12 protein-coding genes and 1 tRNA gene are annotated in these 12,919 nt (G+C 36.7%); 6 read left to right on the top strand and 7 right to left on the bottom strand.

The window, feature by feature from the left end:
- Positions 1-32: 32 nt before the first annotated feature.
- From VCM39_RS10990 to VCM39_RS10980, 3 genes are read right to left on the bottom strand one after another with little or no spacing between them, the layout of a single operon-like run.
- The gene (locus VCM39_RS10990) at positions 33-629 is read right to left on the bottom strand and encodes a DUF4923 family protein (protein ID WP_221649991.1); all 597 of its coding nucleotides are present in this window, start codon (positions 627-629) and stop codon (positions 33-35) included.
- Positions 630-639: 10 nt separating this feature from the next.
- Positions 640-1,245, bottom strand: a complete 606-nt coding sequence (gene yihA, locus VCM39_RS10985) for a ribosome biogenesis GTP-binding protein YihA/YsxC (RefSeq protein ID WP_221649990.1) — start codon at positions 1,243-1,245, stop codon at positions 640-642.
- On the bottom strand, positions 1,226-2,701 hold the full coding sequence (locus VCM39_RS10980; RefSeq protein WP_289291820.1) for a sodium:solute symporter: 1,476 nt from the start codon (positions 2,699-2,701) through the stop codon (positions 1,226-1,228). Before VCM39_RS10980 ends, yihA begins: the two co-directional genes overlap by 20 nt.
- Positions 2,702-2,806: 105 nt before the next feature.
- On the opposite strand from VCM39_RS10980, the gene recR reads away from it, so the two are divergent.
- The 4 genes from recR to VCM39_RS10960 are packed head-to-tail and all read left to right on the top strand — an operon-like array spanning position 2,807 to position 5,621.
- Positions 2,807-3,424, top strand: coding sequence for a recombination mediator RecR (gene recR, locus VCM39_RS10975; RefSeq protein WP_002560508.1), 618 nt, complete (start codon positions 2,807-2,809; stop codon positions 3,422-3,424).
- Between the two features lie 27 nt (positions 3,425-3,451).
- The gene (locus tag VCM39_RS10970; RefSeq protein WP_322932677.1) at positions 3,452-3,904 is read left to right on the top strand and encodes a hypothetical protein; all 453 of its coding nucleotides are present in this window, start codon (positions 3,452-3,454) and stop codon (positions 3,902-3,904) included.
- Entirely contained in the window at positions 3,901-5,088 is a 1,188-nt protein-coding gene (locus VCM39_RS10965) for a glycosyltransferase family 2 protein (RefSeq protein ID WP_322932678.1), read from the top strand. The genes VCM39_RS10970 and VCM39_RS10965 overlap by 4 nt, the downstream gene beginning before the upstream one ends.
- A gap of 5 nt (positions 5,089-5,093) precedes the next feature.
- On the top strand, positions 5,094-5,621 hold the full coding sequence (locus VCM39_RS10960; protein ID WP_221649986.1) for a GNAT family N-acetyltransferase: 528 nt from the start codon (positions 5,094-5,096) through the stop codon (positions 5,619-5,621).
- Positions 5,622-5,631: 10 nt separating this feature from the next.
- On the opposite strand, the gene VCM39_RS10955 is transcribed toward VCM39_RS10960, so the two are convergent.
- A complete protein-coding gene (locus VCM39_RS10955) occupies positions 5,632-6,225 on the bottom strand; it encodes a YqgE/AlgH family protein (protein WP_221649985.1) in 594 nt (197 codons plus the stop codon).
- A 71-nt stretch (positions 6,226-6,296) separates the two neighbouring features.
- Positions 6,297-7,613, bottom strand: a complete 1,317-nt coding sequence (locus tag VCM39_RS10950) for an aminotransferase class I/II-fold pyridoxal phosphate-dependent enzyme (protein ID WP_221649984.1) — start codon at positions 7,611-7,613, stop codon at positions 6,297-6,299.
- Between the two features lie 194 nt (positions 7,614-7,807).
- Between VCM39_RS10950 and VCM39_RS10945 the strand changes: the two genes are divergently transcribed.
- Positions 7,808-7,881, top strand: a tRNA-Asp gene (locus VCM39_RS10945).
- A 230-nt stretch (positions 7,882-8,111) separates the two neighbouring features.
- Here the strand turns inward: VCM39_RS10945 and VCM39_RS10940 are convergent.
- Positions 8,112-8,903: a class I SAM-dependent methyltransferase gene (locus tag VCM39_RS10940; RefSeq protein WP_413544839.1), complete on the bottom strand. Its 792-nt coding sequence runs from the start codon at positions 8,901-8,903 to the stop codon at positions 8,112-8,114.
- Between the two features lie 956 nt (positions 8,904-9,859).
- On the opposite strand from VCM39_RS10940, the gene VCM39_RS10935 reads away from it, so the two are divergent.
- Positions 9,860-12,586 carry a response regulator gene (locus tag VCM39_RS10935; protein ID WP_322932680.1) on the top strand — a complete coding sequence of 909 codons (2,727 nt, stop codon included), beginning with the start codon at positions 9,860-9,862 and terminating at the stop codon, positions 12,584-12,586.
- A 146-nt stretch (positions 12,587-12,732) separates the two neighbouring features.
- Here the strand turns inward: VCM39_RS10935 and VCM39_RS10930 are convergent, their stop codons facing one another.
- The gene (locus VCM39_RS10930; protein WP_002560390.1) at positions 12,733-12,903 is read right to left on the bottom strand and encodes a hypothetical protein; all 171 of its coding nucleotides are present in this window, start codon (positions 12,901-12,903) and stop codon (positions 12,733-12,735) included.
- Positions 12,904-12,919 lie beyond the last annotated feature (16 nt).

Here is a 12,919-nt window from a genome sequence, read left to right as displayed (position 1 = left end):
TCCCATTGACACTTTTTCTGTTTGTCAATGGTTTATTTCTTCAATGCAAACCCCAGCATCATTCCGTCATAGCTGTCTGCCAGTGAACTGATTGTTTTAAGAGTTGTACTACTACTTTTACTTGATATAAATGCAATCAGTTTCAGTAGTTTGTCAGAGTTGAACAGCAGGTCCATATTAGTACTTGTACAGTTTACCTTTGCATTCATATTCAGCAACTTGAAGTATCTTAGATGTACAACTTTGTCTGTCGCATCATATGAATAAGTTCCTGTCATGGTACGTTTTCCTACTGTACTTGTAAAAGTACTGTCCGCATTGAAAGTAAAGCTGACCTGTCCGTCTTTGATACCGACTTTTGCCAACTGTTCGTCCAATTTCTTTTCTGCAATGGAAGCCGCTGCTGCACCACCTGCCTTCTGTAATAGGTTATCTGATTCGAATTCAATAGCCGAACCACTATATGTCCAGGTTCCAGTCATATCTATCGTTTGATTACCAGTTACGGCATTTACGACTTTTTCAATGTTGTCTTTGTTAAATAAATCTTTCCATGATTGTGCTTGTACATTCGTTGTAACAAGCAATAAAGCTGACACGACTGTCAGCGATAAAACATACTTTTTCATTCTACTTTGTCTATTTTGAATTAACTTCTTTATTGATACTTTCTATATAATCCAATATTTCCGTGCGTCCCATCCGGTCTTCCGAAGAGGATACAAAATAGGGGGGAAGTTCTTCCCACTGTTTGCGAAGTTCGCGTATGTATGCGTTGATATTCATCTTTAAGCGTCCACCTTTCAATTTATCTGCTTTGGTAAATATAATGGAAAATGGTATTCCGTTTTCGCCCAACCATTCCATAAATTCCATATCTATTTTCTGTGGTTCCAGACGGGAGTCTATCAGCAGAAAGAGATTTGTCATCTGTTCACGTTCCAGGATATAGTCTTCGATGATGGTACGAATCTGTTCCTGACCTTTCATTCCGCGACGGGCATAACCGTAACCCGGAAGATCGACGATGTACCAGCTATCATTGATTAGGAAGTGATTGATAAGCATTGTTTTTCCGGGAGTAGCCGATGTCATAGCCAGCCCCTTCCGGCCAGTCAGCATATTAATAAGGCTGGATTTACCCACATTGGAGCGTCCGATGAAAGCATACTCAGGAAGGCGCCCGGCCGGACATTTCTTTACGTCCGTATTACTAATGATAAATTCAGCGTTTGATATTTCCATATTCTTTATTAATTATTTCATTTGAAGATAAAGCGTACATCCCTGCAAAAGTAAGTATTCCGTTCAACATTAGCAACTCATACCCGAACTTATATCCATACCTCTGCATTGCGAAACAATCGAGAGCATAGCATATCAATGGAGAAGCTACTGCTATAAACGGCACCCACCGATCTCGGGTGGTTCTGCGTGTAAATAGTCCGAAAGCAAACATACCCAATAACGGGCCATACGTATAGGAAGCGATGATATAGATAGCATCGATTACACTTTTATTGTTGAGTGCTTCTACCAGGCAGATGAAGAAAATGAGTATCACAGATAATATGATGTGTACTCTCCCACGTTGTTGCCGGGCTACTTCTTCTGTATCTTTATTGGTATCAAGAAGGTCTACACATACACTGGTAGTCATTGCAGTCAGTGCGGAATCGGAATTACTGAATGCCGCTGCAATGATACCGATTGTAAAGAGTATAAGTACTGTTTGCCCCAGATATCCTTGTGTGGTAAACATCGGAAGTATATCGTCATTCACTTCCGGGAGGATAAGGCTCATTTGTCCTGCCAATATCAACAGAAGTATCCCTAAACAAAGAAACAGGAGATTCAGCGGGATAAAAGAGAACCCGTAACAATACATATTCTTTTGTGCCTCGCGCAGGTTTTTACAGGAAAGATTTTTCTGCATCATGTCTTGATCCAACCCTGTCATCACAATTACAATGAAAATGCCACTCAGGAATTGCTTGAAAAAATTCTGTCGTGACATCCAGTCATCAAATACGAATATACGGCTATGTGGGTTATTACTGATAAGCTGTATTATGCTGTTTTCTCCTAAATCCAACTTTTGTATGGTAATATAGATGATGCAGATTAATGCTGCTATCAGACAGAAGGTTTGTAAAGTGTCTGTCCAGACAATTGTTTTTATACCACTTTTATGCGTATATATCCAAACCAGTGCCACTGAACCGGCAGCAATCATCCAAAAGGGTATATCCATGCTACCGAATACATATGTATGAAGAATGAGGCAAACCAGATACATTTTGGCAGCTGTACCCAGCATACGGGACAGTAAGAAAAAGAAAGAACCTGTACGGTAAGTTCGTGGTCCGATTCGTGTGCCGAGATAACTGTAGATACTTGTCAGATTGAGCCGGTAATATAAGGGAAGTAACACGTGTGCTACCACCAGATAACCGAAGAAAAAGCCGAAAACTGTTTGCATATACGTCATGTCCATACTTCGCACCATACCAGGTACAGATACAAAGGTCACTCCCGATATGCTGGCACCGATCATCCCGAAAGAGACGATATACCATGGTGACCGATTCTCTCCCCGGAAGAATGCGGCATCCGAACCGCTTCTTTTTCCCCTTCCGGTAAGGCGGGCTATCAGTAGCAGTACTGCAAAGTAGCATATAATAGTGACAAGTATTCTCATAACGGGCACAAAGGTACGATTTATTTTGCAATTCACGTGACGGGTTTTTTCTATCTGCAAATAATAAGTATCTTTGCACTGAATAATAGATTCAGTTAGAAATATATGAACCAACAATATCCTTCTGTACTGCTTGAAAAGGCAGTCGGAGAGTTCTCCAAACTTCCCGGAATAGGACGAAAGACTGCTATGAGACTGGTGCTTCACCTGCTGCGGCAAGATAGCGCTACCGTTGAAGCTTTTGGAAACTCAATTATCACATTGAAACGCGAGGTGAAGTATTGCCATGTATGTCATAATATATCCGATACAGATACCTGCCAGATTTGCGCCAATCCCGCCCGTGATGCTTCAACAATCTGTGTGGTAGAGAATATCCGGGATGTAATGGCGGTAGAGGGAACTCAGCAATTCCGTGGATTATATCATGTGCTGGGAGGTGTTATCTCACCTATGGATGGAGTAGGACCCAGTGATCTTCAGATAGATAGCCTTGTGCAACGTGTGGCAGACGGTGGAATAAAAGAAGTTATACTTGCCTTGAGCACTACCATGGAAGGAGATACGACCAATTTTTATATCTACCGTAAGCTCGAAAGAATGGGTGTTAAGTTGAGTGTACTTGCCCGTGGTGTTTCTATAGGTGATGAGTTGGAGTATACTGATGAAGTGACACTGGGACGAAGCATTGTTAACCGGACGGTATTTACAGGAACTGTATAGTTTTTAATAAAAGAAACAGATATTAAAATGGAGAAACAGATAAAGCGCGTTGTAAAAAAAATGAAGATAAGTTATATAATCTTTTGGGCGGTTACTATATTATTGGTTGTTATTGGTGAAACTGAACTTTTCCCTATTGGACTGTTAGCTGATGATGTGAGAGCTTGTTATTTTCTCGAAACGGCAGGGATATTATTCACGGCTATTTGTATTCCTTTTTCTATGAAGCTTTTTTCTTTTATGTTAACGCGTAAAATTGATAAACTAACTTTTCCGGTCGCTCTTAGTCGATATGCTTTATGGAGTATTGTACGTTTAGGATTACTTAGTTTTGTTGTTATATACAATCTTTTGTGTTATTACATGACATTGAATAGTACCGGTGCTCTCTGCGCCTTATGTGCTTTGACTGCTTCATTTTTTTGTTTGCCAGGCGAAAAACGACTTCGTAACGAACTTTATATAACGAAAGAAGAATGAAACTTACAGTAGTTATAGTTAATTATAATGTAAAATATTACCTGGAACAATGTCTTGTATCCCTTTATCAGGCTATTAATGATATTTCTTCAGAAGTAGTAGTGGTAGATAACGCTTCTACTGATGGCTCTAAAGAATACATAACAGAACGTTTTCCTAATCTTACATATATTTATAATGAAGAAAATGTAGGCTTTGCACGTGCAAATAATCAGGCAATGCGGAAAGCTAAAGGAGAATATATATTATTATTGAATCCCGATACTTTGCTTCCTGCAACTAATATTATGGAAGTACTTCGCTTTATGGATACTCATTCTGACGCCGGCGCTTGTGGAGTAAAGATGCTTGCGCCTGACGGGCACTTTTTACCAGAATCAAAAAGAGGATATCCATCTCCGTTAACTTCGTTTTGGAAACTTACAGGAATGCATCGTTGTTTTCCGAATAATCCTCGATTCGATAGGTATTATCTTTCGCGGCTGGATGAAAACTCTATTCACTCAGTCCCTGTATTAGCCGGAGCTTATATGATGCTTCGTAAAAAAGCATTAGATCGTTCGGGACTGCTTGACGAGGATTTTTTTATGTATGGTGAAGATATTGATTTATCTTGTCGTATCACCGAAGCTGGATATAAGAATTATTATCTGCCATATCCAATTCTGCACTATAAAGGTGAAAGTACTTCTAAAGAATCGTATCGATATGTGTGTGTGTTTTATGGTGCAATGGATATATTCTTTCGTAAACATGGTTCGCACTATCCTTTGCTATATCGTTGGATGATTAGGGCGGGAATTAAGATACAAACTTGGCTGAAATTAGCTATAGTCTGTGTAAAGAAATTTTTTTTTATATTACGTCCAATCAAAAAGTATATGCCTTGTTTCCTTATTTTTATCAATGAGAAAAATTTGGGTAATATTCGCACTATCTTTAATTCTAATCAGTTGAACGGACACCATCACTTTGTGATAGTAGATGAGAAATCTGTTATTAATGAGCCTGAGCTTTTATCAAGTATTTCTGATGAATTTACACATGTAGTATATGATAGTAGCGCTTTTTCTTATTCAATGATACTTTCTTTGCTTGTTCGTAACCAAAGAAAGAATTTACAATTAGGTGTATATAATGCTGAGAGTTGTGTATTGGTAACTCCCGAAAAAAACTATGTGTAAGTAACATGAAACAACCTTTTTTAGTAAATGACCGTATTTATCTCCGTGCTGTAGAACCGGAAGATATTGATGTGATGTACGAAATGGAAAATGATCCTTTGATGTGGGATATAAGCAGTTTTACTGTGCCTTATTCCCGTTATGTATTGCGTCAGTACATTGAGGGATCTCAAAGCGATATGTTTGCTGATAAACAATTGCGTCTGATGATTATACGTCGTGAAGACAATCGTATCCTTGGAACGATTGACATAACCGACTTTGTTCCTTTGCATTCACGTGGAGCTGTAGGTATTGCAGTACATACTGATTTTCGTAGGGAGGGTTATGCTTCTGATGCACTCAACCTATTGTGCGATTATGCATTTGATTTTCTGCAAATCCATCAACTCTATGCACATGTCGCAATAGAGAATGAAGCCAGTATGAAGTTATTTCTTTCCTGTGGTTTTGTACAATGTGGTTTGTTGAAAGACTGGATTGTAACTTCAGAGGGCTATAAAGATGCTGCATTGATGCAACGTTTCGGATAGTGTTAATCAATTAATTTAATGAAGGAACCTGTGGAAAGCGCGACCAGGTTTCATACTTGCTACCCAGCTTTCCCAGTGTATTTTTCCACATATCTTTGGCTTCTCCATTGAGCAGATAAGAGGATTCTTCTTTGGCTATCAACCACGTATTCTCTTTGATTTCTTGTATCAGTTGTTCGTATTCCCATCCCGAATACCCCAAAAAGAAACGCACTTTTCCATTGATATTGTTCCCTTGTAAAATATGCTTTTTCAATGCATCAAAATCTCCGTTCAGGTATAATCCTTTACTTACATGAAGTGCTCCGGGAATATGCGGTAGAGTGTGCAAATAGAAAAGTGTATCTGTTCCTATAGGACCGCCTTTATAAAGAGGTATATCTTCCAGATATTTGAATTCTTTGATAACATCGTTCACCAGCAAAGGGAGTTGTTTGTTCATTATCAACCCCATACTTCCCTCGTCGGTATGGTCAACGAGTAATACTACCGAACGTCCGAATGTCGCATCACACAGGAAAGGTTCTGATATCAGAATCTTTCCCCGTGAAGGCAATACATTATTAGATTGTATCTTAAATATGTCGGAATTGATATTATTCATGCGATAAATATAAATATTTATTTCGCAGGAACAAACTATCTTCTCCTTTTTTTTACTTTTGTGTGTACTTTTTATGATATAGGATGATTTTCTTTAAAAATTTTCATTCTTTCATCCAATTGTGTATATTGATGGTCTTTTATAAAAGAGGTACATGCTCGCAGACCTTCCTGATGGCTTCCGGTAGTTACAAGAGAAATAGCACTTACGCCATAATACATCAGCTCTTTAGCTAACTCTCCGCTTGTCATTCCCGGATATCCGATTGTAAAGTAGAAACCATCGGCAATGGGTTCACCCAAATCTTTATCATATACAAGATGGAAACCATGGCGAAGGAAAATTTCTTTTAGCTTCTTTGCCCGTTCCCCATAGATTTTTACTTCATCAAGGAAATTATATTCTCCTTCATTGGCTGCTTTCAGCATTGCTGCCATGGCAAATTGTGCCGAATGACTGGTGCCGGATGATAGCGCATAAAGAATACGGTGGATAAATACTGTTCCGAAGGTTCCTCCACCATAACGTTTTGTGAGTCCGGGATAGTGGCGGTGATATAGTTTATCGGAAATACAACTGACACCGATACGTTGTCCTGCATAACTGAATGCTTTAGAACCGGAGATGAGCAATATATAGTTGTCTGTATAATGTGCTACTGACGGTTGATAAGGTGGCTGGAACGGAGTACTGAGATTCTGACGGAAGTCCATGGCAAAATAGGCAAGGTCCTCCAAAACAATAACGTCATATTGAGTTGCCAGTTCGCCTATGATTCTAAGTTCTTTATCATTCAGGCAAATCCAGCTTGGGTTGTTGGGATTAGAGTAGATGATTGCAGATATATTTCCTTTTTGCAAATAACTTTCCAGTTTCTCTTTTAGTTTTTCTCCACGGAAATCATATACGTCAAAGGTTTCGTATTTTTGTCCCATAACCACAAGTTGCTGTTTTTGTACAGGAAATCCCGGATCAATAAAAAGTATGGTATCTTTCTTTTCATCACACTGACTACAAGTTAGAAATGAAGCAAAAGTACCCTGCATGGATCCTGTAACAGGTACACATCCTTCTGGTTTTAAATCTACATTTATGAATGCTTTAATAAAACGTGATGCTTCCTGTTTAAGTTCCGGAAGTCCATTAATATCCGGATACAGGCTTGCTATCCCTTTTTGCAATGCTTCCACTTCTGCCTTTACGCCCACAGCTGAGGGTGGGAGACCAGGTACGCCCATTTCCATTTTAATAAATTCTATTCCTGATTCAGCTTCAGCTTTGGCTGCAATGGCTTTTACTTCGCGAATGGTTGCTTTTGAAAAGTCTGCAATCTGAAATTCTTCGATAGTTTCGTCAATCAGATGTCGTTTGATAGGTGTATCTTTCATGTCTTTATTTTTATATTATACTTCTGAGCTACAAAGATAAAGAATAAATCCATCCATGAAATATTTTTTATTGATGAGTTACTGCAAACAAAAATATTCGCATTTTTTCTTTCTAATTGTTGCAGATATAAAAAAAATGTCTACCTTTGCATCCGCAATCGAGAGAGATAGCAAGGAAATTAAAATGAAATATTGGTGCGTTAGTTCAGTTGGTTAGAATACATGCCTGTCACGCATGGGGTCACGGGTTCGAGTCCCGTACGCACCGCTCAGTTATTGTAAGGTCTTGATTTTAACAGAATCAGGGCTTTTTTTTTATTCTTACCGAATAAAAAAGAGAGGAAGGACGAACTTTGATAGTAGCTAATTCGGTGTTTTTGGGAGGGATATCAAGACTTAATTTCAAATAAATCTGTATTTAATGCTTTTCTGGTAACTATCATATCATCTACTTTTATATCACTATTTATTATGAAAGGAGCTCTATAATTGTTCATTTTATAGTTTTACTCCTGTGATGGCATAAACCATAGGCAATTTATTGTTTAAATGTTTTATTCGATATTTATCCTTGTCAATTTGGATCGTATGTTTAAAACAGTTATATGGAGAATAATCATATTCTTCAAATCCTGTGAGGTGAATACCCGATCGAATAAGGCTATTAATGACTTCACTCAAGCTGTGAGTCCATGTGATAGTAGAGTATTTGATTTTAGCATTTCGGTCGGCATAACTTCCTTCCAATTGTTCGATGATTTCTGCCCCCTTAAAATAACTATAATCAATAGAGTTAAAATCGTCATCAAACATCCACACTACAGGATGGAATTCTACCATAATAAATTGTCCACCTGGTTTTAAAAAATGGGCTACAACTTTGGCCCACTCTTTCAAATCCGATAACCATCCTATTACTCCGTAACTTGTGAAAACGATGTCAAACTTATCATCCAAGACGTTTGGAAGTTCATATATGTCCGAACAAATGAATTTGGTATCAGTCTCTAACTCCTTTGCCATATTTTGAGCATAACTAATCGCATTATCTGATAAGTCTGCACCTGTAGCTTTTGCACCCAATCGAGATAGTGAAATGGTGTCTTGACCGAAATGGCATTGCAAGTGGAGGATAGATTTACCTTTGATCTCTCCTAATAAATCAAGTTCAATATGTTTCAATGATGAATCCCCTTTCAAAAAGAGTGCATTATTGTAAAATTCACTTTTAATGTGAATGTCGGTTTTCAAGTTCCAAGCGGCTTTATTTATCTTCTTATAATCTTCCATCCTATTCCTTTAATTTTAATGTTACTATTTATAGGCAATTTATGTTCCTGAATCCATCTTTATACCTTATTTTATTCTGACTTTAACGATAAGTCTCTTTCAGCTCATATTCCAGGTATATTTTGCTGTTTTAATTGGTGGTAAAGAGATAGAATAGAATGCTTTCTTAGGATAAAGATTAAGTTTATATCGCAAATATATATAATTATTGATAATCAATAGGTTATTGTGTGATATAAATATTCTGGTGCTTTATGTTTTTTTCACCGTTCTTTGATTTAGTGGTTAGTTTTTTGTTAGAAGTAGAAGCCTTTATTTAAAGTCTCAACTACTTCAAACAGCATACGATCATTTATTGTGATCGTACCGCCTAAGCTTTGGCTGATATTTTTCAATGATAAAAGTCAATCAATAAAATCCTCACCTCTTTACTTCATTTTCTGTTTTCATAACAATTGATAATTATTTCCGTTTTCATTTTTATGCAAGTTGTTGTATCTTTTAAAATTAAATTCATTCTATCTGTTTCCGATAAAATTCAATATATGGATCAATAGTATTACTTTTACTTGAAAAAATAAAAGAAAGAAATCTTGTAGAAATATAATGTAAATTCAATAAGTAAATAATAAATTGTTTATACGATTGCAATAACTTTAGAAACCGTTTTTTGTGGGTAAAAAATAGGATGATTCGATAGTATAAAAAAGCTTATTATTTCTTCTTGTTTAAGAATATTGTGATAATAAATATTATATTTGTAAATAAAATAATGAATTTGTCGATTAAAATAATTAACAATGAAAGCACTCAAACAAAACAATGTCATTACTTCTTGTTTTTATATTGGATAGATTTCGTTTTTTAATTATGCAAAATAAACAATAGTAGTAATACTTTCATAAAATAACATTTTGATTCTTTAGAGTATAATATTCTGATAGATATAATAACAGATGAAAGAAATTAAAGTAAAATCTCAAGAGAGCGACAGTATATCTTTTGAGAAAGAAATCTCCAATTTGATGCAAGAACAACTTCTGTTCACAGAAAGTATATATGTTCATTTACCAATGGGAGTTGAAATTTATGATGTGGCGGGTCTCCTTCACAGTATAAACGACTATGCATTGAAGATGTATGGTGTGGAAGACCGGAATACAGTGATAGGTGTTGTGAATCTGTTTAATAGCCCGTATGTCGATGAAGAACTAAAGGCAAGGATACAACGTGGTGAGGATATTATATTAGAGTTTGAGTATGATTTTGATCGGATAAACAGGAATGCATATTTTTCTTCCAATAACAAGAATAGTATGATTTACGAAGTTAAGGTCGTTCCCGTACGTAATAAAAAAGAAACTATCATCGGACATATACTGCTTACTAATGATGTAACTGCAAAAAAAGAAGCGGAGTTTCACACGGAGGAAAGCAAGAAAAATCTGGAAATGGCTATGGATGCCACCAATATGTCTTCATGGGTATATGATGTATATAAAAAAACATTCAGTTCATTATATGGATCTCCTGTAGTAAAAGCTATTTCGACGTTAGAAGAATTATTAAAAATAATGCATCCGCAGGATCAGCTTCGTTTAATTCAACTCTTTGATCAACTGGAGCAGAAAGAAATTCAACATGGACAAATCACTGTACGTATTTATAATGAAGAGGAAAAACAATACCGCTATTATGAAGGTAGAATACGTTTATCCTCTGAGCATTTCGGAAAATTACTGATTATCGGTACGGAAATGGATGTGACTGAAAAGGTACGGTTGGCAAAGAAAACAGAGGAATTAATAGCAAAGCGTGAGCTTGCTATGCAGGTTAGCAATATCGTTCATTGGGATTTTGATGTGCGAACTCAGAAATTCGAGTCTTACAATGATCCTGTTAATGATTACGCCAGCGACAAACTATTGACTATTGAAGAACAGATGAATGTGATACATCCTGAAGATCGTTCTTCCGCTTATGATGCCATACAAGCCATGTTATCTGGTAAAGATCTTACCGTAGAATTTTCTTGTCGTATTAAAACAAAATATGACAAAACGTGGTCATATTACAATATAATCGGAGAGCCTTTTGAGCGAGATGAAAATGGAGATATTGTACGCTATACAGGATTCAGACAAAATATTTCGAAACAACATCAATTGGATGAAGAACTTAGAGAGAGAAACTACAAAATGGAGCTCACTTTCAAGACCGTTGGAATGTCCTATTGGGATTTTGATGTAGAGAGCGGGCAATTCCGAGCGTTTAATGATCCGGTCAATGACTTTCATTCCGAAAAGCCAATTTCTCCGGAAGAATATTTGAGTACCGCCCATCCGGATGATGTGGATTGTGTTCGTGAATATATAAATCGTATACTTCAGGGAATTAATAGCGACTTTAACTTGAAATATCGTTCTAAAACTAAATGGGATGATGAATGGCAAACCTTGTTAGTTACTGGAATTCCGATTGAAAGGAACAAGAAAGGGCAAGTAACTCGTTACACTGGTATTAAAATTAATAATACTAAATGGGAAAAGATGGCACAGGAATTGAAAGATCTGAAAGAAAAAGCAGAGCTTTCTGATCGTTTGAAATCAGCTTTTCTTGCCAATATGAGCCATGAGATTCGTACTCCGTTGAATGCTATTGTAGGATTTTCCGAATTGATGATAAATTGTGATGATTCTTCTGAAAAAGAAGAATATATGGAAATTATTCAATCTAATAATGAATTATTATTACGTTTGATTAATGACATTCTTGATCTCTCTAAAATAGAGTCGGGAATTATTGAACGTAAACCGGAAAAATTTAACATGAGTAAGGTTTGTAGTGAATTGTATACTATGATTCAACCCAAGGTTACAAATCCTGATGTTGAATTTTGCCTGGATGAATCCGGTCCGGAATGCTTGGTCTTCTTGGATAGAAACAGGCTCAAGCAAGTGTGGATGAACTACCTTACTAATGCTGTGAAATGTACTCAGTCCGGATATATAAAAATGGGATATTCAATTGAGGAAGAGGGGATTCGATTTTATGTTGAAGATTCCGGAAAGGGTATTCCTGTAGAATTACAGGATAGAGTTTTTGGTCGGTTCCAAAAGCTCAATGAGTTTGCACAAGGGACGGGGCTTGGACTTGCCATTTCCAGAGCCATAATAGAAGGGGCAGGAGGTAAAGTCGGATTTATTTCTCAACCAGGCAAAGGATCTACTTTCTGGGCATGGGTTCCATGTGAGATAGAAATGCCGGAAAAAGTACCCTCGGTCAATTCTCAACCGTTAGGCCAGCTGTCTGTACTGAATGAAATTAGTAAGGAAGATTTGAAAATTTTAGTTGCTGAAGATAATGATAGTAATTATTTATTAATACGACATATTCTCAAAAACTATAATCTTACGAGAGCATTGAATGGTGCAGATGCCGTCTGGAAGGCTCGGAATGAAAACTTTGATCTTATTTTTATGGATATGAAAATGCCTGTAATGGGAGGATTGGAAGCAACTCGAAGAATTCGTGAATTCAATGCTAAGGTTCCTATTATAGCACTAACAGCCAATGCTTTTGATTCTGATAAAGGTAGTGCCATTGAGGCAGGGTGTAATGTTTTCTTAGCAAAACCTTTATCTAAAAAACAATTATTGGAAATATTTTCAACAAAGTGGTAGTAGTTATATATCTTTGTTTTAACGGTTTATTACAGTAATAGCATCAGTGCATAGAGTATTAAGAATTGAATAAACATTTTCGGTTTATCATAGTCATTCCTAACAATATGACCATGAGACCGATTAACTGAATAATGCTGACGCTTTCATTCCCTAAAAGCACTCCAAAACAGAATGGCTATAAAAGGATTGACATAAGCATGAGTTCCAACTTCTGCTGCCGGACGAACTTTTAATAACCACACATAAACTGAATAAGAGCCAAAAGAAATCAGAGAAATCAATGAAATCTTGTTTACTTTCTTCCCTTCCGGCATATTTCCTTTATTGGGT

The sequence above is a fragment of the Bacteroides mucinivorans genome (assembly GCF_034654355.2).
GTDB classification, from domain to species: domain Bacteria; phylum Bacteroidota; class Bacteroidia; order Bacteroidales; family Bacteroidaceae; genus Bacteroides; species Bacteroides nordii.
The sequence above is the reverse complement of the archived record's forward strand: the minus strand, read 5'-3'. Positions and strand labels throughout refer to the sequence as shown.